Origin of the sequence: Bathymodiolus japonicus methanotrophic gill symbiont, assembly GCF_019721995.1 — a bacterium.
Classification (GTDB): domain Bacteria; phylum Pseudomonadota; class Gammaproteobacteria; order Methylococcales; family Methylomonadaceae; genus Methyloprofundus.
In genome coordinates, this window is the sequence record NZ_BLYC01000010.1 from 58,683 (window position 1) to 82,416 (window position 23,734).

Below are 23,734 nucleotides of genomic sequence, written 5' to 3' on the forward strand. Positions count from 1 at the left end.
AAGTAAATACTTAAACCTGAATAAGGAAGAATACATATGCGCTATTTACATACCATGGTCAGAGTACAAGACCTGGACGCAGCCCTACATTTTTACTGCCAGCAATTAGGCATCCAGGAATCACATCGATTTGACGATGAAGCTGGTCGTTACACACTCGTGTACTTAAATGCCCCGGCAGATTCCGAGCTGGCAAAAAACACCCAGGCGCCGTTACTGGAGTTAACCTATAACTGGGATACTGAAGTGTACGCCGATGGACGAAATTTTGGCCACCTGGCTTTTGAAGTCGATGATATTTACGCTACTTGCCAAAAACTACTGGAGAGTGGTGTAATTATTAACCGGCCACCACGCGATGGTTATATGGCCTTTATCCGCTCGCCCGATCTGATTTCCATTGAACTATTGCAAAAAGGTGAGCCGCTAAGCCCTACTGAACCCTGGGCTTCTATGGAAAATACCGGTAGCTGGTAATATCAAAGTGCAGATAATATAAATGGTTGAATGAGCAGCTTATGCTGTCCTTTTTCACCGGAGGATTAATGACACACTTATTCACGTTTAGTCAAACCCCAACTGTATATCAGGTAGCTTGAGGAAGCCTTTTAATTGTGAACGACATTTTTTAACTTGTATTTTCTCCATGAAGGACACGAAGGTTATTTTGTTTTTCTTCATGACCTTCATGGTGAGTCTTGTTTTTTTCATCAACTACTCGAAACATTTATATTAGGAGATACGATCAGCCTTTTTCCGGTATTTAAGCTGCATTCCGGCTAAAAAATTACGCAAAATCTGATTTTTACATTCACGATAATTTTTATGTTCTGGCTTACGAAAAAATGCACTTAACTCATGCTTGCTCAAGCGAAAGTCAACGAGTTGCATGATCGCCAGAATATCGTCATCCTTAAGATTTAACGCGATTTTTAATTTTCTAAAGATAATATTATTCGTCAGCCGCTGCTCTGGCTTGGGTTGCGTGCCAGGCTTCTTGCCACGTTTATGGTTAATCAAACCATTCAGGAAAATTGCCAGTTCAGTATCTCTACATGCCTGGTACTCAGGATCGTCATCTTTTTTTAGCCAGGCGCTGATCTGCTGCCGCGACACCTGATGATCCGCCAGCGCAAATAATGCAATCATGCGGGTATCATTAAAATCAAAAGTGTAACGGATACGCCGTAAAACATCGTTATTAGTCATTGCTGAATCAACTTATTCATTAATAATGCGGTGGACGTTCATCCGCAGCCGAAAATGCACCTGCAGATTGCGCTGACGCTTCCGATAAATCACGTACCCGGCCGATCAATTGCTGTGTTAGGAGTTCTAATGCATCTATCTGGGTTTGCTGCTTACATACCACCTCATTAAGTTGGGCAATGGTATCTTCCTGATAGGCAATTTTGGTTTCTATTGCAATAATGCGTTGCACGGTCATAGTCTTATTTTATTTGGGGAAATCAGGGAGTGAAAAACTCGATGTAGAGTAGACTTTAGTCCGCTACTCTAAGGGTTGAAAATTAAATTAAACCCGAAAGCTGTAGGATGCGCTGAGGAACGAAGCACATCCTACGGAATATATAGTTTCGAGTATTAAAAATTCTGCTTCTAAATCAATAATTGCGGACTAAAGTCCGCGCTACAGCTTATATTTTCTTCAGAGTAAGTTTTGCTTCATTCCATAAGCCATCTAATTCATCTAGCTCACATTGTTTAACTTCCCGTCCAGATTGCAGCACTTTATTTTCTATATATTCAAAGCGCTGGGTAAATTTCCGGGTGCTTTTTTTGAGTGCCTGTTCGGGATCAATCTGCATATGTCTAGCGAGATTAACAGCAACCAGCAATAAATCGCCTATCTCCTCTTCTATATGCTGCTTGTCGCCTGACTCCCAGGCTTCTTTAACTTCGTCTAGTTCTTCCAGAACTTTATCGTAAACAGGCTCAACTGCCACCCAGCCAAAACCATGATGTGCAGCTCGATCCTGAATTTTCTTGCACTGCACTAGAGCGGGTAGATTTTTTGCCACACCAGATAATATAGTATGGTTTGCTACTTCTTTTGCCTCCCTCTCGGAAGATTTAAATGTTTCCCATGCCCGATGTTGCTCAGCTTCATTGGCATAAACTACGTCCGCAAAGACATGTGGATGTCTGCGAACTAATTTGTCAGTAATACCCGCTGCAACCTGTTCAAAATCAAATAGTCCCTGCTCTGCTGCAAGCTGGGCATGGAACACTACCTGGAACAACAAGTCACCTAATTCAGATTTAAGATCCTGCATATCACCGCGTTCAATCGCATCGACAACTTCATACGCCTCTTCCAGCGTGTAGGGAATCAGACTGCTAAAGTCCTGCTTTTTATCCCATGAACAACCGGTTTGCGGATCTCTTAACTGCTGCATATTTTTCATAGTCACTACATTTCATAGGTGTTCATTTTATCATCCAGGCGTGGCCAGGCTGATACCACTGCTTTAACCAGAGTAGCAAGAGGAATAGCAAAAAAGACGCCCCAAAACCCCCAAAGTCCACCAAAAAACAAGATAGCAACGATAATGGCAGCCGGATGCAGGTTAACCGCTTCCGAGAAAAGCAGTGGTACTAAAACCACACCATCAATAGCCTGTATGATTGAATAAGCAATTACCGTGTACATAAATTCATCGCCGCCAAACCCCCATTGAAAAAAGGCCACGCCCAAAACAGGAAAAGTCACTAGCGTAGCACCTACGTATGGGATAATCACTTGCAGCCCCATAAACACAGACAACAATACCGCATAATTAAGCCCTAACGCAGAAAATGTCATATAACTGACAATACCAAGTATTAAAACCTCGACAAATTTCCCACGTATATAGTTACCCAATTGCATATCTACTTCGACCCAGACATTGACAGATAACAACCTATCCCGGGGTAAAAACTTAGCAAACCAGTCTAATAAAATTTTCTTATCTTTCAAACAGAAAAAGATTAGCACCGGAACCAAAATCAAATAGACTAAGACACTGATAATGCCTACTACCGATGAGGCGGAAAAGCTTAATAAGTCCTGGCCATAGCTCAATGCCTCTTGCTGAATAGCAAACATGAGTTCACGCAATTTATCAGCAGATATAATTTGCGGATAGGCTTCCGGCAATTTCAAAATTTCTGCTTGCGAGCTTTTTATAATGTCCGGTGTATGCTGCAAGAGCTGTTTTAGCTGCTTATATAGCATAGGCATCAGGCCAAATAATAAATAACTAAAAGCACCCATAAACCCTGAAAACACAATTAATACAGCAGGTAGACGCTTTAGTTTATGCTCTAGCTTTTTGACCATGCCTTCTAATAAGTAGGCTAATACAATGGCAATAAAAACCGGCATTAATACATCAGCCAGAGATGTAATTAACAAGAATCCAACGATTAAAATAATCGCTAAAGCCACTGCTTGCGAATTGGGTAGAATTCGCTTTATACTGTCTTTTAAAAATTGTAGATTGGAAAAATCATTACGCTGCATAGTGACTATTTATTATTGTTATTTTTATTAGATGTCAGGGGCAATACGTAGCATTAGTTTTCGGTGTCTCGCTGACACTGACTGAAATGACTTCCTGCCAGATCTGCCTGGCATGATCGTATAGATATTTGGCTATACTTTCTGCTGTGGTAGAACCTGTTAAGACATCATTAAGGTGACGATGATCCAGCGTCTCATCAATCATTTTTTTAAAAACAATTAGTTCATTATAATCAACCACAAATCCGGTTGCATTGAGTTCTTCTGCGGCCAGAACCAGTTCGACAACATAATTATGCCCGTGCAATCGGCTACAGGGGTGTTGCTCTGGTAGTCCCTCAATAATATGACTTGCACTAAAATTAAATTGCTTGGAAATTGTGTACACGCTATTTTGTTCCACTGATATTAATCATGAAAAAAGCCGACCCTATAAAGCCGGCTCTGATAGAGTATCATTTTAACATGCTTAAACTTTTTACTTGTAAAACTTAATAGTTTGAACTTACTGACATTGCTAAATAGCCTGTTGCTATTCGTGCATGACCGACTTGCTTAACTGCTCTATTTTTTCACTGTAATCACTATATTCATTCGACCTGAATTCAAGTCATAAGTACATAACCCAATAAATTTTTCATATCTATCCCAGTCAGCTCTTCAAATACCTCATAAGGTGTTTTGTAATTGAGACACTTTTTAGGGCGACTATTTAGCTTATCAACGGCTATAAAAACCTCTTTTATCGTAACATCAATCAACTCCATTACTTTAGGGAAATACTGTCTTAATAAGCCATTAGCATTCTCATTTTGCCCTCTTTCCCAAGAGCTGTAGGGAGTCGAAAAATACGTATCACAACCTAGTGCTTCTGCTATTTTTTCATGCAGGGTAAACTCTTTCCCGTTATCAAAAGTAATTGTTTTAACAAAGCTTTTTATAGGATCAAGCATTAAAATAGTTGCGTCTAATACATATTGAGCCTTTTTCCCCGCTAAAGGGAAGGCCAACCGTAATTTAGAGACTCGCTCATCCAGCGTTACAATCGCCCCTTTGTGATTTTTCCCAATGATTGTATCTGCCTCCCAATCACCTATACGCTTACGGTTGTTGACCTCTTCAGGACGCTCATCTATATCGACTCTATTAGGGATTCCTGTCCTATTATGGGCTGACCCATACCGCTTGCGATAGGTTTTGTTCTGATGCCGAAGATGCTTGTATAGTTCACCCCCTGCCTTTTTGTCCGCCAGAATATGCTGGTAGATTGTTTCATTCGGGGAGTCGCTATTTTTGCGAAAGCTTGTTTTGGGCATCCCAGCCCAAGCAAGCAGCAAAAACTTAACGCGACCACTTATGCCTCCGGCGGCCCCGATTCGTCCTCGTCACCTCGTCCCGACCCAACAAGGGGTCGGAACATAGGCTCCAAATGACTTGACGCCGTGTCGGATGGCCTTTTATTTTGTCTCCACCTTCGCTAACGCTCAGACTCCGACAAAACAACGGCCCTACGGCTATCGCGGACTAAAAATCTTCACTTCGCTAAAGCTCCGTTTCCAGGATTTTCAGCGGATGAAGACTAATTATACCTTCTTGTTTTAACCGCCCTGCAATCTGCTCAGGACTCCAGTCATCCTCAATGCGAACATTAACAATGCCTTTTATTTCATCCGTTAATTTAACCTCTTTAGGCTTGTTTTTGTGTCGTTCTTGGGCAAAATCTTCTGCTTGTTTATGCCTGTAGCCTCTTTGACCTGTATTGCGTTTAATCTCGCGTGAAATATTGCTTTGGCTTCGTTCTAAGGCTTCTGCTATTTTATTCTGTGAAGTTCCCTTTTTTAATTCAATTTCTATATAATATCTTTCTTCAGGACATAGGTGTGTATAGCTCATTTGTAGCCTCTGTAAATTGTTTGGTAGCTGTTTACTTTACACCTATGTCTTGTCTTAATTCAACAGGTGTTAGTCTAGCCAATACTTGCAGAGGGTTATGCACTTATTATACGAATTCAGGCGATCGGGGAGTCGCTATTTTTGCGAAAGCTTGTTTTGGGCATCCCAGCCCAAGCAAGCAGCAAAAACTTAACGCGACCACTTATGCCTCCGGCGGCCCCGATTCGTCCTCGTCACCTCGTCCCGACCCAACAAGGGGTCGGAACATAGGCTCCAAATGACTTGACGCCGTGTCGGATGGCCTTTTATTTTGTCTCCACCTTCGCTAACGCTCAGACTCCGACAAAACAACGGCCCTACGGCTATCGCGGACTAAAAATCTTCACTTCGCTAAAGCTCCGTTTCCAGGATTTTCAGCGATTGCTGGGTGAATAATTCAAGTTTTTAAATAAGCCGGTTAATTGTGTAAAGTAATCGCGCACCGCATCTTTATCATTAAAGTGATACTGCATATTTACCAGCTCTACAATACGATTAAGGCTTTCCTGTTGCCTTTCAAGTGGCACGGCGACATCAACCGCATCAAAAGTATAATGATCCCCAAAAACTAGACCAGCATTTAAGATAGAATCTTGCCCTCAAAACTGAGGATTAAGAAATGACCATAAATCGGAAGAAGCATAGTACGCAAACCAAAGTAAAAGTGGTATTAGACGTACTAAAAGGGGAAAAGACAAGAGCTGAAATTACCGCGAAATATGGTATTCATGCAACACAAATCAACAATTGGAAAAAAGCTGTATTAGAGGTTATTCCTGAAGCATTCTCGACTAAAAGGAAACAACAGGATAATGACCAGCAGGCTTTAGTTGACGATCTGTACAAGCAGATAGGGCAACTGAAAGTAGAGAATGATTTTCTAAAAAAAAATCGAGGATGAGATTCCCGTCATGAACAATCAACATCTAGACGGAGCCGGATTAGGTCTGCGGCGGGCATTCCGGACTGTTTGGATTTTTTTGAAATTCCCCCGGAAAACTATCTTGGTCTGTGGGGCAAGCGAGCACAGGATTTTCGCTGGTTCACCGAGCGCTATCCATAGAAGGTTTTCGTGTGGAGAGTCGAGATTAAATTCAGGGTTTAGGAAGGTTATGACAGGCCAAATTAAACGTTTTAGCGGGTGCGGTTGTGTATTTTATTAAGAATATTACAATCTAGAGCGTAACAGGTTATAATTGTAAAGCTATAAGCTGTAATTGCAGTTTATGCGCTGCTTGTTATTCAAGAGTCACTAATCAAGATGAATACAATAAGACCGTACACGGCATAATTCATCAATTGTTGCATTTACACAGGGTATCGCGTAATTCAATACCCGCCTCAATTGAATAGTTACTTTAAACGGAATAATATAGCAAAACAGATTTTGGGTTTTTACGCTCGACCCATGACGAGCGATACTCGACCTGATAAAGGCCGAACGATAAAAAAGACCGTGTTTTACGTTTGATTAATCCAGACTGTAATACCTGGAGTTTAAACACCAGTAGAGCGCCATAGTACTATAAATTCTCCTGGACATGCGTTTTCAGTAAAACAGTCAATGATGTGATTGAAAGCCTACATTTTAAGGTGTTATTGCTATGATGCAATAAACGCCGCCAGAAAATGATGTTATAAGCACCCAACTTTGGGTCTTGCTATATATTTTCATTGTGTAATCAGACATAGCTTTGCTATGCAATAACACGCTCTGAACTATAGTAGATCGTCTCTGCTGTGGTCATTATTAGCTGCTTGTATTGCTAGTAACCCATACGAAAAAGTCTTTTTTATCTTCTGCACGGAACATCAGGATCAAGCAAGGATAAATTAATGAAAAGAATGCTTATCAACGCAACGCAGTCTGAAGAACTGCGTGTTGCATTGGTAGATGGTCAAAAACTGTATGATTTTGACATAGAACACCCTTCACACGAACAAAAAAAATCTAATATCTATAAAGGTATTATTACCCGTATTGAGCCAAGTCTGGAAGCAGCCTTTGTTAACTATGGTGTAGATAAACATGGTTTTTTACCTCTCAAAGAAGTTTCACCTAGCGCAGTGTACTCAGATGATTTAAATCTAAGTCGCGCAAAAATTAAAGAACAATTACGGGAAGGACAGGAAGTCATTGTCCAGATTGAAAAGGAAGAGCGTGGCAATAAAGGTGCGGCGCTAACTACATATATTAGCCTTGCCGGGACTTACCTGGTGTTAATGCCTAATAACCCGAAGGCCGGCGGCATTTCCCGACGTATAGAAGGTGAAACACGCAATGAACTGCGTGACGCCATGGTAGGACTGGAAGTCCCTGAAAACATGGGGCTTATTGTACGTACCGCTGGTTGTGGAAAAAGCACTGAAGAATTGCAGTGGGACTTAAATTACTTGCTACAGTTATGGGAAGCGATAGACCGGTCATCTAAAGAGCAGAGTCAGCCATTCCTTATTTTCCAGGAAAGCAATGTTATTATTCGTGCCCTACGTGACCATCTACGTGCCGATATAGATGAAATTCTAATTGATAAGGAATCGTCTTTTAAGTTAGTGCATAACTTCCTCAAACAGGTTATGCCGCATTATCTAAACAAAGCCAAGTTATACTGCGACGATGTGCCGCTGTTTAACCGCTATCAGATTGAAACCCAGATTGAGACCGCCTATAGCCGTGAAGTTGCGCTACCTTCGGGTGGTGAATTGGTAATTGATCATACTGAAGCACTGACCTCTATCGATATCAACTCTGCACGCTCAACTAAAGGTAGTGATATTGAAGAAACTGCCTTAAATACCAACCTGGAAGCAGCAGATGAAATTGCGCGTCAACTAAGGCTGCGTGATCTAGGAGGTCTATTCGTGATCGATTTTATTGATATGCTGGCCAATAAAAATCAGCGTGCAGTAGAAACCAGATTGCGTGATGCGCTAAAAATTGACCGTGCGCGTGTGCAAACCAGCCGTATTTCTCGCTTTGGTTTGTTGGAGATGTCGCGGCAGAGATTGCGCCCTTCCCTAGGTGACACAACCCAGCTTACCTGCCCCCGTTGTAATGGGCAGGGTGAGATTCGTAATGTTGAGTCTGTTGCTTTATCTGTCTTGCGTATTCTTGAAGAAGAAGCCATGAAAAACGGCACGGAAAAAGTCATTGCTCATTTACCAATAGAGTGTGCTACCTTCCTACTGAATGAAAAACGTCCTTCTATCGATCAAATTGAGTCGCGCTTAAACGTGCGAATTATAGTATTACCCAGTAAACATCTGGAAACACCGGCATATGATATAGAACGCATTAAATCTAAAGATGAGGATGGCTCTGAAGAAGTAGCTAGCTATACCAAAATAAAAGCAGAGGATACTTCTTTGCCGGAATTTGCCAGGCAAGCAGCACCTCAAGCTGAGCAGGCTGCTATTAAAGAATTTTTGCCTGATGCACCCGCGCCTGTGCAGAACAAAAAAACCTCTGCAGGTTTAATAAATCGCTTTTGGACTAAACTCATAGGCGGTTCGAGTGCCCAGGAAGAATCGGCCGAAACCTCTGGCAAAGGTGAAAAACCGGCAAGAACCACAAGCGACAAACCGCAGAACAACCGTAGAAATCCTAATAACCGTCGCAACTCGAATAACAGAAATCGCAATAAAAACGCAAATAACCGGGATCGCAATAAATCGCAAGCTAAGAAGCCTGCTGATACGCAAAAACCAGCCCCTGCTAAGAATAGCGAGTCTACAGCTGCAAGTAATACTGAAACATCCGAGTCTAAACCTAGAAATCAGAACCGCAAGCCTAACCCCCGAGGATATAACCGCAAGCCTAGAGTTGCAAAGCAAGGGATCGAAGAAAATAACTCAGTTGACACGCCAGCAGATAGTGGCAAAGCGAATAACCAGCAGACGCAAAAAGAAACAAGTGTGAACATAGATAAAAACAGCGATAGTCAGTCTTATGCTGCAAATCATCAAAAAAATATTTCTGCCGCTAAGACGTCATCAGAGTCAAAACCTAATACTACTGTAACTAATACTGAAGACTAACGGCCAAGAAAAATTAATTGAAACTTTGTTTTTCCAAAACATAAATATAAAGAGCATAGACAGAGTCAGTTTTGTCTATGCTTTATTATTACTGTCTTTAGCAAATAAAAACTGCTAGAATAAAAAATTTACTGATAAATTAGAATATAGAAAACAGATGGCAAAAGAAGATCAAATAGAAATGGATGGTACGATTACCGAGACCCTCCCGAATACCATGTTTAGAGTTGAGTTAGAAAATGGTCATGTAATTACTGCGCATATCTCTGGTAAAATGCGTAAGCATTACATACGCATCCTGACCGGTGATAAAGTTAAGGTAGAAATGACACCTTACGACTTAACAAAAGGTCGCATAACATTTCGTATGCGCTAAGCCTTCCGCTTAACGCATACTTCAATACTAATTACTTTCCGGAATACTCAGCTGTTTACTTTCTATCGTAAACGCTAATTCATTATTCTGCACGGTCACGCGGACATGCCCGCCCTGCTCTAGTTTGCCGAATAATAAATCATTGGCCAGTGGCTTTTTGATTTTATCCTGAATAAGACGCGCCATTGGTCTTGCCCCCATTTTAGGGTCACAGCCATGTTCAGCTAACCAGAGTCTGGCTTCCGCATCAAGGCTGAAAGTCACATTTTTCTCGAGTAATAAAGTTTCCAGTTCAAATATAAACTTGTCGACCACATTCCCTACGATTGCGATATCTAGCGGCTTAAATTGAATAATCGTATCCAGGCGGTTTCTAAACTCCGGGGAAAAGGTTTTTTCCACCACCCGCATGCTATCACTGAAATGCTCTTGTTGCGTAAAGCCTATCGATGCTCGACTTTCCTCTTCTGCCCCGGCATTGGTTGTCATCACCAGGATAATATTTCTAAAGTCCGCTTTACGGCCATTGTTATCCGTTAAAGTACCATGATCCATAACCTGTAAGAGTAGATTAAACACATCAGGGTGCGCTTTTTCCAGCTCATCTAATAACAGCACTGCATGAGGATGCTTATTAACCTGTTCGGTTAGTAATCCCCCTTGATCATAACCGACATAACCGGGAGGAGCACCAATCAAGCGCGACACCGTATGACTTTCCATATATTCGGACATATCAAAGCGAATTAACTCTACACCCATCAGGTGAGCTAGTTGCTTGGTCACTTCTGTTTTACCTACGCCTGTGGGACCTGCAAATAAGAATGAACCTATGGTTTTACTGATATCGCGCAAGCCTGCCCGGGAGAGTTTAATCGCAGAGGATAGCGATGCTATTGCTTCATCCTGGCCAAAAACCAGCATTTTCAGGTTCTTCTCAAGGTTTTTTAATTTATCCTGGTCATTACTGGAAACTGATTTAGGGGGTATGCGTGCAATTTTTGCAACCACCTCTTCTATTTCATGCGTATCAATCAGGTTATTTCGCTCCCCTTCAGGCATCAGACGCTGCTTGGCACCGGCTTCATCAATCACATCTATTGCTTTATCAGGTAAGAAACGATCACTGATATGTCGGTCTGATAATTCTGCAGCAACACGTAAACTATCCAGACTGTATTTAAGCTCGTGATATTCCTCAAAACGGCTCTGTAAGCCTTTTAATATCAGGTAAGTTTCATCTACGGAGGGTTCCATTACATCTACTTTCTGAAAGCGTCGAGCGAGTGCATGGTCTTTTTCAAAAATACCCCGATACTCCTGATAAGTCGTAGAGCCTATGCAACGCAATTTACCAGATGCCAGAGCGGGCTTGATTAGGTTTGAAGCATCCATAACCCCACCAGAAGCGGATCCCGCACCGATGATAGTATGAATTTCATCAATAAATAAAATAGCTTTAGAATCTTGTGTTAACTGGTTCATTAACGCCTTAAGCCGCTTTTCAAAATCGCCTCGATATTTAGTTCCGGCTACCAGAGAGCCAAGGTCCAGTGAATAAATAACGCAGTCCTGCAAAAATTCGGGCACTTCTTCCTCGACAATTTTCTTTGCCAGACCTTCAGCAATAGCTGTTTTCCCCACACCTGCTTCACCTACTAAAAGGGGATTGTTTTTACGCCGACGACATAAAACCTGCACCGTGCGTTCCAATTCCAGTTCGCGGCCGATCAGTGGGTCAATTTTTCCTTCAATAGCTTCCTGATTAAGATTAGTTGTGTACTTATCGAGTGGGCTTTCTGCTGCTTCCGGCTCAATATTTCCTGTGCTATCTTTTTGCTCCGGAACTTCCTGATCCGTCCTGGATATTCCATGAGATAGGAAATTGACCACATCCAGACGTTGTATATCCTGTTTATTTAATAAATAAACAGCATGTGAATCCTGTTCGCTAAACAAGGCGACCAATAAATTAGCGCCATCGACTTCTTTTTTATCAGGTGCCTGGGCATGAAAAACAGCACGCTGCAAAACTCGCTGAAAACCTAGTGTGGGTTGCGCTTCACGCCTTCCTTCAACGGATAATAAGCTAATTGTTTCATCAATAAACTGGGTTATCTCGCCACGCAAACTAGCCACATCGCACGCGCATACTGATAGCACTTGCAGTGCACTGTCATTATCGAGTAACGCTAATAATAAATGTTCGACTGTAATAAACTCATGACGTTTCTCATGTGCTGAAACAAAAGCCAGATTCAATGTCACTTCAAGATCTTTACTTAACATAATATCTCCTTAAGCCGTTTAGGCTTCTTCCATTGCACACATAAGCGGGTGTTGATTTTCTCGAGAATAATTATTAACTATCTCAACTTTTGTTTCTGCTACATCCTTGGAAAATACCCCGCAAACTCCTATACCCTGTGTATGTACATGTAACATAACCTGTGTTGCTGCGTCTTCATTCATGGCAAAAAAATCTACTAATACTTCAATAACAAAATCCATAGGCGTAAAGTCATCGTTCAGTAAAATAACTTTAAATAATGGCGGCTTGTTTAATTTTGTTCTTGCTTCCTGTACTGCTAGCGCATCATCATGGTCTATGGATGGATTAACGTCACTCATCGTTTTCTACACTTTAAATAATAATCTAACTTTAAATATTGAGGCGTAATCCTCAATTTTCAATTTGTTATAAAGTATAATACCCTTTGATTGAGAAGACTACTGCCTTTTTAAAAACCTAAAGTAAATTTATGCTCTGGAAACCTCATGTGACTGTTGCTGCTATTATAGAGCGTGAAGGTCGATTTCTTTTAGTTGAAGAACACACTGCAAATGGCCTAGCTTACAACCAGCCTGCGGGACACCTAGAAGCAGGTGAAAGTCTTATGCATGCGGTAAAGCGCGAGGTAAATGAAGAAACTGCATGGCAGTTTACACCAGAATATATTATTTCTATACAGCTTTGGCGCAAGACTCCCGAATCCCCCAGCTTTCTTAGAGTCTGCTTTGCAGGTAGTTGCCATGATCATGAGCCGCAACAACCATTAGATGACGGAATTATAGCTACACATTGGCTCACTCGTGATGAAGTAGTCGCTAAAACATCGCAATTACGCAGCCTACTGGTGTTAACAACGATAGACCAGTATCTGCAAGGTGAACATTACCCGCTTGCCCTTTTGAAAACATTTATAGATATAGAATAATGAGTAAAAATATTATTGTTGGCATGTCAGGTGGCGTTGATTCCTCTGTTACCGCCGCATTATTATTAGAGCAAGGCCATCAGGTCACCGGTGTATTTATGAAAAACTGGGATGAAGATGATGGTACTGAAGAATGCACGGCGCTGGAAGATCTTGCTGATGCGCAGCAGGTCTGTGATACCCTGGGTATCGAATTAAAAACAGTGAATTTTGCCAGTGAATACTGGGATGAAGTATTTGAAGTATTTCTCGCTGAATTTGCTGCAGGGCGCACACCCAACCCGGACATACTGTGTAATAAGCATGTTAAATTTAAGGCATTCCTGGATTATGCCACTGTAGACCTGGGTGCTGAATATATCGCAACCGGTCACTATGCGCGTATCAGCGAAAAAGATGGGGAATATTTTTTGCTTAAAGGACTGGATCCCAGTAAAGAACAAAGCTATTTTTTATGCACGCTGGGCCAGCAAGCCTTATGCAAAACCTTATTTCCGATTGGCCATTTACATAAAACCAAAATTCGAAAAATGGCTGAGAAATATGGCTTCGCAAATCATCATAAAAAAGATAGTACCGGAATATGCTTTATAGGTGAGCGAAAGTTCACCGAATTTCTACAGCGCTATCTACCCACTCAGCCTGGCGAAATGCGTACACCGGAAGGGCAGTATATTGCCCAGCACTCGGGTTTAATGTATTACACCTTTGGTCAACGCCAAGGGCTTGGTATCGGTGGCGTAAAAAATGCATCGGATGAGCCATGGTATGTACTGGATAAAGATCTGGACAATAATATATTAATAGTCGGACAAGGGCATAATCACCCTTCAATGTTACATAATACTTTGGAATCCAATCAACTAGACTGGTGCAGTAACCGACCGCTTACAGAAACGATCCAATGCGCCGCTAAGACTCGCTATCGTCAGGAAGACCAGACTTGTACAGTAATCCCTTTGCCAGAAAACAGAGTAAAAGTAGTCTTTGCACAACAACAACGTGCGATTACTCCAGGCCAATCAGTGGTATTTTATGCGGGAGAAGTTTGCTTAGGTGGTGGGATTATTGAAACCAAATACAATACCTAAAAATCAATTACCAGGTTAAACCACCTATTTACAGAGGCCTTATAAAATAATGTTCGTATGGGGATTACAATTTTTCTCTGGATTAATAATTGCAAATGCGGGTGAATGGCTGATTCATCGCTATCTGTTGCATGGATTGGGGAAAAATGTGGATAGCTTCTGGGCATACCATATTTACCAGCACCATCATATTGCTGCACAATTAAATATGCTGGATCCGGGCTACAAGAAGCGTCCAGAACTCTGGAATAGTCAGGCAAAAGAAATACTGGTTTTATGTGGTATCTTAATTTTAAATGCCCCTTTTTTCTGGTTTCTGAATGGCTATGCCTGGGGTATAACTGTCTCGGTATGTGTGTATTACTATTTACACCGTAAAGCGCATATAGATGTTAACTGGGCAAAATATACCTACCTTGGCATTATCAGCACCATTTAGTAAGTTCAGATACTAACTGGTGCATATCATACCCATTGTTTGATTATCTACTGAAAACACAGAATACCCACCACTCTCATGAAAAAACGGGCTAGCCCAGCTATCGATCATAGTGAGCAGCAAGACACTCACCACATAACAAAAAAATTTAGTTTATTTTATGGTTAATTAGTTATCACCTTAACCCATCTTCGTCACTTTCATCTTTCTAAGCCATTGATTCATCGGTTTAAGCGATTTTTTGTCGAAAAATTCTCTTTAAAATCAATGGTGTTTTTTTTGAAAGTTTTGTAGTGCCATTTATATTATTTTTGTCGATAAATTCATTGACTTTTGTCAAAAAAATCATCATTATTTGAGTGTAATTTACATGCGACAAAAATACTCTAAAAAATCCAACGTTTTATACAAAAACACAAAATCTGTAGTCCAACTGGCTACTTTTTAAAATTTCAACCAATTGATTTATAACAACTACATCATCAATAGTGACGAAGATGGGTTAGGCCAGCGTAACTAACATCTCTTTGGCGAACGCCAGCAAAACGTGCGAGTAATCGAGCAACATAATCGGTATTTTCCGAGCATTTTTCGATTAATAAAAAAGCGTGCTCACCCTTACCTGAAAGTTCAAATGACTGAATTTCATTGACGATAAAATCATCGGGAGTCGTGCGAATAATACCCAGGCTTTGAGCTTCACCAAAGGCGTGTGCCCAGTCGTGTAGGGTTAGTTTAGAGTTCAAAAACTGAAAATATAATGAAGTATATAGTCTGCGTAGGGCGTGGCTTCAGCAACGCCCTACAGTACATCTCTATTTGGTAATAAGTACTATCGCTTGCACTGCAATACCCTCTTTGCGACCTTCAAAGCCCAGCTTTTCGGTAGTAGTTGCTTTGACATTAATGCAATCAATATCAATAGATAAGTCCTTAGCAATATTTGTACACATGGCAACGATATGAGGTGCCATCTTAAGTGCCTGTGCAATAATTGTAATATCAGCGTTCACCAGGCTGTAGCCTTTTTGCTGTACTATGCCATACACATGGCGCAATAAAACACGACTATCTGCACCTTTAAATTCAGGGTCGGTATCGGGGAAATGCTTACCTATATCACCTAAAGCAGCAGCACCTAATAATGCATCGCATAATGCATGCAACACGACATCACCATCAGAATGAGCTTCTAAACCCTGTTCGTAGTCAATTTTTACGCCACCTAGAATGACATCACCCTGGTCGATAAAACGATGTACATCATAACCTTGTCCAACTCGTATCATTGTTGCTCCAAATAAAATTGTGCTAAAGCTAAATCTTCAGGCCGGGTAATCTTTAGGTTATCCGAGCGGCCAGCGATAATTTTCGGATGCAGACCTTGTAATTCCATCGCACTGGCATCATCCGTCATAATCCAGCCTTTATCTGCAGCTTCCTGTAAAGCATGTTTTAAGGCGCTGTATCGAAACATCTGCGGGGTTAAAGCACGCCATATTTTACTTCGATCCACGGTATCCGTAATAGCCAGCTCAGTGTTAACCGATTTTAAGGTATCATGCGAAGCCAGTGCCAAAATCCCACCCACCGGATGCTCTTGTAATTCATCAATTAAATGTTCGACATCACTCTGAGCAATACAGGGACGTGCCGCATCGTGTACCAGCACCCAGTCATTATCAGAGGCTTTATCGCTAATGCTGTTAAGTGCAGATAGCACAGAATCTGCCCTTTCCTTACCCCCCGCAGCCGTGATAATGCGCGGATTTTTTGAGACTTCCAGTTCCGGCCAATATGGATCTTGCTTAGAAATAGCCACCACAACCGCAGTTAATTGCTTAACACTTAATAAGCGCGTTAAGGTCTGTTCGATAACTGTGTGTACATTTAATTGCAGATACTGTTTAGGACGATCAGCCTGCATGCGCTTACCAACACCTGCAGCGGGTACAATTCCCCAGTATTTATTTGATTCGGTCATAGGAATTATTCAATGACTTGAAAAAAAGTTTCATCCTGCTTGATCAAACCTAAGTCATGTCGCGCAGTTTCTTCAATCGCCTCTTTGCCCTTACGCAAATCCAGCACTTCGGCTTCCAGTGCTTTATTACGCAGTTGCTTTATAGCTAACTGCTGCTGTAACTGATCAAGTTGCTGCTGATATCTCTGTATTTGTTGATAGCCAGCATCACCATACCATAAGCGATATTGTAAAAGTACAATCAGAACAATCAGCAAGGCAATAAGAATTTTGATAAGTCACCTATCAGGCAAGCAACTCAGAGTGGGCAATTTACCCACTCTGAATCAAATCAACGTATTATGACAACTTTTTAAATGCGCTACGTCCAGCATATTTTGCCGCCGCACCTAGCTCTTCTTCAATTTTCATTAAGCGGTTATATTTAGCAACACGGTCAGAGCGGCTTAACGAGCCAGTTTTAATTTGCCCTGTGCCGGTTGCAACACATAAATCAGCAATTGTAGTATCTTCAGTTTCACCCGAACGATGCGAAACAACCGCTGTGTAACCTGCTGCGTGAGCCGTGTTAATAGCTTCCAGAGTTTCAGTTAAAGTACCGATCTGATTAACTTTAATTAAAATAGAGTTAGCAACACCTTTGGCTATGCCGTCTTTTAAAGTTGCTGTGTCAGTTACAAATAAATCATCACCCACTAACTGAACCTTATCACCAAAGCGATCAGTATGCTCTTTCCAGCCATCCCAGTCATTTTCATACAAACCATCTTCAATTGAGATAATAGGATATTTTGCTACCCAGTCAGCGAATAGATCAGTCATTTCGCCCGCTGTTAAAGTTTTGCCTTCAGAAGTCAGCTCATATTTACCGTCTTTATAAAATTCAGAAGCGGCCGCATCCATACCCAGGAATATATCTTCTCCTGGCTTATAACCTGCATTAACGATGGCTTCCAGAATCACTTCAATCGCCTCTTCATTAGATGATAAATTCGGAGCAAATCCACCTTCATCACCGACAGTCGTCGCCAGGCCTTTAGCTTTTAAAACTTTAGCTAAATTATGGAAAACTTCTGCGCCATACCGAATCGCTTCACGAAATGTAGGAGCACCGACAGGTAAAATCATGAATTCCTGTAGATCAACACTATTATCAGCATGTGAGCCGCCATTGATAATATTCATCATCGGTACTGGCATCACGAATTCACCGCTATTATTCAGGTAACGGTACAAAGGAACGCCTGCATCTAACGCAGAAGCGCGTGCTGCTGCTAAAGAAACGCCTAGTATAGCGTTAGCACCAATACGACCCTTGTTCTTTGTACCATCTAAATCCATCATGGCCTGATCTAGCGCTGTTTGATCAGCAGCATCAAGACCTACAACAGCAGCGCGAATTTCGGTGTTGACAAATTCTACTGCTTTTAATACGCCTTTACCTAAATAACGTGATTTATCGCCATCACGTAATTCGATTGCTTCACGCTCACCTGTCGATGCGCCAGATGGAACCATTGCACTACCAGTATGACCTGACGCTAAAACAACATCCGCCTCAATAGTCGGGTTCCCTCGTGAATCTAAAATTTCTCTTGCTTTAATATCGACGATTTTAGCCATTCTTTTTTCCTATATTGGTTAAATTAAATATTTTTGTATGTCTGTGTCTAACACCACTGCGCTTAATGCCCAGGCAGCTGTCAGGCACTTATAAAGTATTTTCTATTAATGCATTCTGTTTAACAGCATGGTCGATAGCCATTAAAGTTTCTAGTAATTCCTGCATACGATGTAATGGCCATGAGTTTGGGCCATCACTCAATGCCTTATCAGGGTCTGGGTGAGTTTCCATAAACAAGCCTGAAACACCTGCAGCTATTGCAGCCCTTGCTAAAACAGGAACATGCTGGCGCTGCCCGCCCGATGAAGTCCCCTGCCCGCCTGGAAGCTGTGCAGAATGAGTCGCATCATAAACCACCGGGCAATCAGTATTACGCATTTCTGCCAATGAGCGCATATCAGAGACCAGATTATTATAACCAAACGATGCGCCGCGCTCACAAACCATAATGTTCTGATTGCCTGTTGCCTTGGCTTTATTAACCACATGCACCATATCCCAGGGCGCTGAAAACTGCCCCTTCTTAATATTAACCGGTTTACCCTGCTCGGCAACTGCCTGGATAAAATTAGTCTGGCGGCATAAAAAAGCAGGTGTCTGCATGACATCAACCACACTGGCTACCTCGTTTAAATGCGTATCTTCGTGTACATCGGTAAGTACCGGCACACCAATTTGCTGTTGAACTTTCTGCAGAATTTTCAAGCCTTCTTCTACACCTGGGCCACGATAACTGGCATGTGAAGAACGGTTGGCTTTATCAAATGAGGACTTATAAATAAAAGGAATTTTTAACTTTGTGCTTAATTCTTTTAGAAAACCTGCTGTGTCCAGTGTCATTTGCTCACTTTCAATAACACAGGTGCCAGCAATCAGAAAGAAAGGCTGATCTAGGCCGACTTCAAAATTACATAATTTCATTTATTCATATCCTGTTTGTGTTTTGCTGCTGCAACAACGAAGCCAGAAAATAGAGGATGCCCTTTTCTAGGTGTTGACGTAAATTCCGGGTGAAATTGACAGGCGATAAACCACGGATGATCCTGCACCTCGACGACTTCGACTAAGCGCCCGTCCATAGATTTACCGGTAAAGCGCAGCCCTGCCTGTTCCAGTGCTTCTATATAATTATTGTTAAATTCATAGCGATGACGATGCCGCTCGGTAATCACATCTTTCTGGTACATCTCAAATACTCGGGAGTCAGGCTGGAGTCGGCATTTCTGTGCCCCTAAGCGCATGGTGCCGCCTAAATTCGAATTTTCATCGCGAGTTTCGGTCTGTCCTTCATGGTTCTGCCATTCGATAATCAAGCCAATCACAGGGTGCGGGCTATTCGGCAAAAATTCAGTACTATGCGCCCCTTCCAGACCAGCAACATTACGTGCAAACTCAATAACAGCAGATTGCATGCCCAGGCAAATCCCCAAATAAGGAATCTTATTTTCTCTAGCATAACGCACCGTAGCAACCTTGCCTTCTACGCCCCGTTCGCCAAAACCACCAGGCACCAAAATTGCATCAACATCTTTTAACGGAGCCACACCATCATGCTCGATAATTTCAGAATCAACATATTTGATTTTAATCGTGTTACGCGTACTAATCCCGGCATGAGTCAAAGCCTCGCCCAGTGATTTATAGGCATCGCTATGCCCCACATATTTGCCTACAATAGCAATCGTGACTGAATCATGCGGATGGGTTACGCCATCGACAACGGCTTCCCACTCAGATAAATCAGCAGTAGGAACATCCAGGCGCAGTTGCTTAACCACGATATCATCCAGTCCCTGTTCATTGAGTAATAAAGGAATAAGATAAATCGTATCGGCATCAATCGCCGAAATCACCGCATGTTCAGGTACATTGGTAAATAAGGCAATTTTACGCCGCTCTGCTGCAGGAATCCACTGCTCAGAACGACAGATTAAGATATCCGGCTGTATTCCGATAGTGCGTAATTCTTTAACCGAGTGCTGGGTTGGTTTGGTTTTAATTTCACCCGCAGTCTTAATATAAGGCACCAGGGTAAGATGGATAAACAGCGCCCGGTCAAGGCCTAATTCAATACCAATCTGACGAATGGTTTCCAGAAAAGGCAAAGACTCGATATCGCCAACCGTACCACCTACTTCAATAATGGCAACATCCATACCTTCTGCACTGGCATAGATGCGGCGCTTAATCTCATTGGTAATATGCGGGATAACCTGTACCGTTGCGCCTAAGTACTCACCTTTACGCTCTTTGCGTAACACACTTTCGTAGACTTGGCCGGTGGTAAAGTTATTTTTCTTGGTTAGCCGCGTTTGTAAAAAACGCTCATAATGCCCCAGATCTAAATCTGTTTCTGCCCCATCCTGGGTAACAAACACTTCACCATGCTGAAACGGGCTCATAGTACCCGGATCCACATTAATATAAGGATCCAGTTTTGTCATGGTTACTTTTAAACCACGCGCTTCCAGAATAGCCGCTAAAGATGAGGCCGCAATTCCTTTGCCAAGAGATGAAACAACACCACCTGTAATAAATATAAATTTTGTCATTAAAAGTTCTGAAAACTGAGGAATGTATTTTTTAGAAACTAGTACAGCATTAGCCTAATGCCATGCTGTAAATCAACAGATTATTTTAATCTACATTACTCTTTTCGTCATTCCTTATTTACGAAATAATCTGATTTTTATATTATTTTTAAGATGATAGGCGGTTAGCGCCACTAACCCCAACATATTGGATCATCATTAACTGAAGTTTCCCAATTATTGAGTAGCTGAAATACACAATGCTGGTGTATCGAGGTTTATTTTAGGTGGTTTTGCCATGTTTATAGCAAACCCCTACTTAATTCCCCTTAGGCAATAGCATTTGAAACGAATGAAAAGACTATTTTTTTCATATAGTTGTAGCATAGTTTCAATTTTACCATAAATAATTATTGGGAAACTTCAGATCATTAATTGAGCCACTCAATAAGAAAGATGGAATTAAGCCAATGAATACAAGTTACTACGCAACTTTTCTTCACAGGACATTGCAAGCAATAATCCACATCTTGCTTTTGGTGGCGCTAACCGCCTACCCTCTTTTGTTTTTTAATTGTCAATAAAATACTCCTGCGCATATTTATAGCATCTTTGATACTAGTAGATATCATACGCCCCCTTTAAATACTGTTTATGGAAGAGAAACAGGCGTTGACATATAAATTAAATATTTTTAGTTAAACAAAAAATTAAGTGTAATCTTGACCCGTTTGGGTCAGGTGTTTAGCTTTCTAATGTTGTAGACTAAACCGAAACGTTAGTACTTCCTAACCTGAATTAGTTGAATAATTGTATGCCATAAATAAAATGCATGTTACACGAACAGCACGCACTTAAGATGTAAATAACTATATTATCAACAGGTTACAATATATCACTATCTCTGTATTTCTATTTTTATTCTAGCTAAATCAGGGAGATTTTTGTGAATCCAGTATCATTTTTTTAAAACATATTAATAAACCACTCTGCCCTAGAGGACATTGTATTAACAGGTCTTATAGTTTCTCAGATAAATAATTTCCAAATTTGGAGCGCTTAAACTTAGGCGGTAACAACGAAATCTTCCCGCAATTTTTGCATAACACAAATCACTTTACTGGCATCATGCATATAAGTGTTAAAAGTTTGCACAACTGAATCATGAAGATCTTCAAAAGTTTTAAAATACTTCATATGAGTCGAATCGCGTTTCGTATTTTTCCATAATTTCTCAATCGGATTAAAATCCGGCGAGAACGCAGGGAGACGTTCTACTGTCAAACGATCTACATTAGCTAACTTAAATTCCTTAATAACACCGCTTCCATGATACGGGGCACCATCTTCAATTAGAATAATCTTGCCTTTATAATAAGCCAGCAATTGTGTTAAAAACTCAACATAGCTTTCACCATTAAAACGCCCAGATGTTTCAGCGTGTTGTAATATCATTGGCTTATAACTCTCGATTAAGACGTTGTCGGCAATAGAATATATCGCTTCCATAAAAAGCTTCTGTGTTGGATATTTCTCATTTTTTAAGCTTTTAAGAATAGCTAAAAATTCTTGAGGCAGCCCAGCTTCTTTTAAAAGTCTAAGTGACTTTGGTTTTATCTCATAAGCCAATGATTCTCGGTATTGAAAACTCCCTCCTTCGAGTTCGATCGTACCAAACATTTTCAACCCTTTTCGAATCCCTGATGTTTTCACTGTGGGTTGCTCTCCTATTGGAGCCCAGGTTCGTGCCAATGAACCCCACATAGCAAATGACACCTCATCACCGAATAAAACGACACTCTTTTCTTCTACCGCCTTTTCCATAATGGCAGGCAATGTTTCTTCCAGCCACGTTTTTCTTTCAAGCTCGTACTTTTCTTCTTCTTGGCGATCAGTCACAAAACGAGCTTTTTGATAACTGAAGCCCAGTTTTTTCATTAGGCTTGATAAATAGTTCAAGTTATAACGAACTTCAAATTTTAACCAAATAAGCTCGGCAATCATCGCAGTATTCCATATTCCACAATGAAATCCATTGTCTTCTGGGCCTTTCTTTATCAACTCAACCAATTTATTTTTCTGGTCTTTAGTTAACTTTGACTTCCGACCACGTCCTTGATAGTGTTGCCCTATTAACCAACCGACACCTTTATGCATGAATGTTTTCAGCCAATTTATAATGGTTTTTTCACAGACTCACATTAGGCGTGCTATTTCTTTGATTCCCATGCATTCACTGAACCAGAGTAGAGCTTGAGTTAATCGATATAAACAAATATTACTTAGCTTGAGAGCTGTCGCCATATTTTTTTTTAGTCGGTCTACAATTGACTTTGAAAAAGTGAGGGATACCATTTTTGACTGTTTCCGTTAGTGTTGGGACGAAAATTATAAGCCAGTTTCCCCTCTGTCGTTTTTGTTTGTTCGGAAATTAATTTTCTGAAAGTCTATAGACCTTGTTTACGGCACGTTGATAAATACCCTCTGACACGACAAAATATCTCTGCACCCTTGGTACTACGAAAGCAGCCGGATATCTTCTGTTGAACCTTGGTCATCCGAATCGAATTTTCTGCGGCATTATTGGTAAATGGCACCCAGGTATTTGTCATGAAGTGCAAGACATCCTCTTCATAATTAATCAGCCTTTCCAGTAAGTTTCTAGCTTTACTGCGTTTTATTCGCTCCCGTTTTACTTCTTTAGGCTTATCGGGTGGTGGGCATTCGATCTCCGCTTTGCCAAGTAATTCTCTGTATTGTACCTTCCATCGCTGTCAGCCCAGGACGGGCTGATAGTCTCCAGAAGGCGCAGGGAAATTTGCCAATCCGAAGTGCGCGATAGCGCGCGAGGGAGGCTAAAATTTTATCCCGAATAGCCGTAGAGCCATTTGTGGTAGCCATGACTGAGCTGCTTTGTGCTCAGTCTGTGGCGGACGCAGGGCGGCTGGAGCATCTCCTATTCGCTGCGTAGGTGA

29 protein-coding genes and 2 pseudogenes are annotated in these 23,734 nt (G+C 41.3%); 11 read left to right on the forward strand and 20 right to left on the reverse strand.

Annotation, left to right across the window (positions count from 1 at the left end; genetic code table 11):
* The first annotated feature begins 36 nt into the window (after nt 1-36).
* Nucleotides 37-477, forward strand: a complete 441-nt coding sequence (locus K6984_RS14670; RefSeq protein ID WP_221896208.1) for a VOC family protein — start codon at nt 37-39, stop codon at nt 475-477.
* A 255-nt stretch (nt 478-732) separates the two neighbouring features.
* Here the strand turns inward: K6984_RS14670 and K6984_RS14675 are convergent, their stop codons facing one another.
* The 6 genes and pseudogenes from K6984_RS14675 to K6984_RS14700 form a co-directional block, all read right to left on the reverse strand.
* Nucleotides 733-1,209, reverse strand: coding sequence for a YehS family protein (locus K6984_RS14675; RefSeq protein ID WP_221896209.1), 477 nt, complete (start codon nt 1,207-1,209; stop codon nt 733-735).
* A gap of 19 nt (nt 1,210-1,228) precedes the next feature.
* Entirely contained in the window at nt 1,229-1,441 is a 213-nt protein-coding gene (locus K6984_RS14680; RefSeq protein WP_420831675.1) for a SlyX family protein, read from the reverse strand.
* 214 nt (nt 1,442-1,655) lie between these two features.
* Nucleotides 1,656-2,426, reverse strand: a complete 771-nt coding sequence (mazG, locus tag K6984_RS14685) for a nucleoside triphosphate pyrophosphohydrolase (protein ID WP_221896211.1) — start codon at nt 2,424-2,426, stop codon at nt 1,656-1,658.
* 5 nt (nt 2,427-2,431) lie between these two features.
* Nucleotides 2,432-3,526 (reverse strand): AI-2E family transporter, encoded by a 1,095-nt coding sequence (locus K6984_RS14690; protein WP_221896212.1) that lies wholly within the window; start codon nt 3,524-3,526, stop codon nt 2,432-2,434.
* A 34-nt stretch (nt 3,527-3,560) separates the two neighbouring features.
* Entirely contained in the window at nt 3,561-3,914 is a 354-nt protein-coding gene (locus K6984_RS14695; protein ID WP_221896266.1) for a 6-pyruvoyl trahydropterin synthase family protein, read from the reverse strand.
* Between the two features lie 217 nt (nt 3,915-4,131).
* A pseudogene (locus tag K6984_RS14700) lies at nt 4,132-4,803 on the reverse strand (IS30 family transposase); the annotation flags it as partial.
* Nucleotides 4,804-4,819: 16 nt separating this feature from the next.
* Between K6984_RS14700 and K6984_RS33675 the strand changes: the two are divergent.
* Together K6984_RS33675 and K6984_RS14705 are read left to right on the forward strand one after the other, a co-directional pair.
* Nucleotides 4,820-4,948: a hypothetical protein gene (locus K6984_RS33675; RefSeq protein WP_263458596.1), complete on the forward strand. Its 129-nt coding sequence runs from the start codon at nt 4,820-4,822 to the stop codon at nt 4,946-4,948.
* A 27-nt stretch (nt 4,949-4,975) separates the two neighbouring features.
* Nucleotides 4,976-5,128, forward strand: a complete 153-nt coding sequence (locus K6984_RS14705; RefSeq protein ID WP_221896214.1) for a hypothetical protein — start codon at nt 4,976-4,978, stop codon at nt 5,126-5,128.
* Here K6984_RS14705 and K6984_RS14710 read toward each other — a convergent pair.
* Nucleotides 5,069-5,419, reverse strand: a complete 351-nt coding sequence (locus K6984_RS14710; protein ID WP_221896215.1) for a helix-turn-helix domain-containing protein — start codon at nt 5,417-5,419, stop codon at nt 5,069-5,071. The two genes, K6984_RS14705 and K6984_RS14710, sit on opposite strands and share 60 nt — an antisense overlap.
* 141 nt (nt 5,420-5,560) lie before the next feature.
* Between K6984_RS14710 and K6984_RS33680 the strand changes: the two genes are divergently transcribed.
* From K6984_RS33680 to infA, 5 genes are all read left to right on the forward strand, one after another.
* Nucleotides 5,561-5,689, forward strand: a complete 129-nt coding sequence (locus tag K6984_RS33680; RefSeq protein ID WP_263458596.1) for a hypothetical protein — start codon at nt 5,561-5,563, stop codon at nt 5,687-5,689.
* A 27-nt stretch (nt 5,690-5,716) separates the two neighbouring features.
* A complete protein-coding gene (locus K6984_RS14715; protein ID WP_221896216.1) occupies nt 5,717-5,854 on the forward strand; it encodes a hypothetical protein in 138 nt (45 codons plus the stop codon).
* A 223-nt stretch (nt 5,855-6,077) separates the two neighbouring features.
* Nucleotides 6,078-6,359 (forward strand): hypothetical protein, encoded by a 282-nt coding sequence (locus K6984_RS14720; protein WP_221896217.1) that lies wholly within the window; start codon nt 6,078-6,080, stop codon nt 6,357-6,359.
* 935 nt (nt 6,360-7,294) lie between these two features.
* Nucleotides 7,295-9,496, forward strand: coding sequence for an Rne/Rng family ribonuclease (locus K6984_RS14725; protein WP_230988096.1), 2,202 nt, complete (start codon nt 7,295-7,297; stop codon nt 9,494-9,496).
* Between the two features lie 157 nt (nt 9,497-9,653).
* Nucleotides 9,654-9,872, forward strand: coding sequence for a translation initiation factor IF-1 (gene infA, locus K6984_RS14730; RefSeq protein ID WP_221896218.1), 219 nt, complete (start codon nt 9,654-9,656; stop codon nt 9,870-9,872).
* Between the two features lie 27 nt (nt 9,873-9,899).
* On the opposite strand, the gene clpA is transcribed toward infA, so the two are convergent.
* Both clpA and clpS read right to left on the reverse strand, forming a co-directional pair.
* Nucleotides 9,900-12,161, reverse strand: a complete 2,262-nt coding sequence (gene clpA, locus K6984_RS14735) for an ATP-dependent Clp protease ATP-binding subunit ClpA (protein WP_221896219.1) — start codon at nt 12,159-12,161, stop codon at nt 9,900-9,902.
* An 18-nt stretch (nt 12,162-12,179) separates the two neighbouring features.
* Entirely contained in the window at nt 12,180-12,503 is a 324-nt protein-coding gene (gene clpS, locus K6984_RS14740; protein WP_221896220.1) for an ATP-dependent Clp protease adapter ClpS, read from the reverse strand.
* A gap of 131 nt (nt 12,504-12,634) precedes the next feature.
* Between clpS and K6984_RS14745 the strand changes: the two genes are divergently transcribed.
* Genes K6984_RS14745 through K6984_RS14755 form a run of 3 tightly spaced genes read left to right on the forward strand, consistent with a single transcriptional unit; the run spans nt 12,635 to nt 14,620 of the window.
* Nucleotides 12,635-13,090 (forward strand): NUDIX hydrolase, encoded by a 456-nt coding sequence (locus tag K6984_RS14745; RefSeq protein WP_221896221.1) that lies wholly within the window; start codon nt 12,635-12,637, stop codon nt 13,088-13,090.
* Nucleotides 13,090-14,181: a tRNA 2-thiouridine(34) synthase MnmA gene (gene mnmA / locus K6984_RS14750; protein ID WP_221896222.1), complete on the forward strand. Its 1,092-nt coding sequence runs from the start codon at nt 13,090-13,092 to the stop codon at nt 14,179-14,181. The genes K6984_RS14745 and mnmA overlap by 1 nt, the downstream gene beginning before the upstream one ends.
* 49 nt (nt 14,182-14,230) lie before the next feature.
* Nucleotides 14,231-14,620: a hypothetical protein gene (locus K6984_RS14755; RefSeq protein WP_230988097.1), complete on the forward strand. Its 390-nt coding sequence runs from the start codon at nt 14,231-14,233 to the stop codon at nt 14,618-14,620.
* Between the two features lie 482 nt (nt 14,621-15,102).
* Here K6984_RS14755 and truD read toward each other — a convergent pair whose 3' ends face one another.
* The 11 genes and pseudogenes from truD to K6984_RS14810 all read right to left on the reverse strand — a co-directional run bounded on the left by truD (nt 15,103) and on the right by K6984_RS14810 (nt 23,660).
* Nucleotides 15,103-15,366 carry a tRNA pseudouridine(13) synthase TruD gene (gene truD, locus K6984_RS14760; RefSeq protein ID WP_221896223.1) on the reverse strand — a complete coding sequence of 88 codons (264 nt, stop codon included), beginning with the start codon at nt 15,364-15,366 and terminating at the stop codon, nt 15,103-15,105.
* A 69-nt stretch (nt 15,367-15,435) separates the two neighbouring features.
* The gene (ispF, locus tag K6984_RS14765) at nt 15,436-15,909 is read right to left on the reverse strand and encodes a 2-C-methyl-D-erythritol 2,4-cyclodiphosphate synthase (protein ID WP_221896224.1); all 474 of its coding nucleotides are present in this window, start codon (nt 15,907-15,909) and stop codon (nt 15,436-15,438) included.
* Nucleotides 15,906-16,604: a 2-C-methyl-D-erythritol 4-phosphate cytidylyltransferase gene (gene ispD, locus K6984_RS14770; RefSeq protein WP_221896225.1), complete on the reverse strand. Its 699-nt coding sequence runs from the start codon at nt 16,602-16,604 to the stop codon at nt 15,906-15,908. Before ispD ends, ispF begins: the two co-directional genes overlap by 4 nt.
* A gap of 5 nt (nt 16,605-16,609) precedes the next feature.
* Nucleotides 16,610-16,861: a septum formation initiator family protein gene (locus K6984_RS14775; protein ID WP_338024522.1), complete on the reverse strand. Its 252-nt coding sequence runs from the start codon at nt 16,859-16,861 to the stop codon at nt 16,610-16,612.
* A gap of 82 nt (nt 16,862-16,943) precedes the next feature.
* Nucleotides 16,944-18,227, reverse strand: a complete 1,284-nt coding sequence (gene eno / locus K6984_RS14780; protein ID WP_221896226.1) for a phosphopyruvate hydratase — start codon at nt 18,225-18,227, stop codon at nt 16,944-16,946.
* Nucleotides 18,228-18,315: 88 nt separating this feature from the next.
* Entirely contained in the window at nt 18,316-19,149 is an 834-nt protein-coding gene (kdsA, locus tag K6984_RS14785) for a 3-deoxy-8-phosphooctulonate synthase (RefSeq protein ID WP_221896227.1), read from the reverse strand.
* On the reverse strand, nt 19,146-20,780 hold the full coding sequence (locus K6984_RS14790; protein WP_221896228.1) for a CTP synthase: 1,635 nt from the start codon (nt 20,778-20,780) through the stop codon (nt 19,146-19,148). Before K6984_RS14790 ends, kdsA begins: the two co-directional genes overlap by 4 nt.
* Before the next feature lie 1,044 nt (nt 20,781-21,824).
* Entirely contained in the window at nt 21,825-22,916 is a 1,092-nt protein-coding gene (locus K6984_RS14795) for a transposase (protein ID WP_221893722.1), read from the reverse strand.
* Nucleotides 22,917-22,955: 39 nt separating this feature from the next.
* A complete protein-coding gene (locus K6984_RS14800; RefSeq protein ID WP_221893723.1) occupies nt 22,956-23,114 on the reverse strand; it encodes a hypothetical protein in 159 nt (52 codons plus the stop codon).
* A gap of 92 nt (nt 23,115-23,206) precedes the next feature.
* Nucleotides 23,207-23,515, reverse strand: a pseudogene (locus K6984_RS14805) (IS66 family transposase); the annotation flags it as partial.
* Nucleotides 23,466-23,660 (reverse strand): hypothetical protein, encoded by a 195-nt coding sequence (locus K6984_RS14810; protein WP_221894419.1) that lies wholly within the window; start codon nt 23,658-23,660, stop codon nt 23,466-23,468. The gene K6984_RS14810 and the pseudogene K6984_RS14805, both read right to left, overlap by 50 nt.
* Nucleotides 23,661-23,734 lie beyond the last annotated feature (74 nt).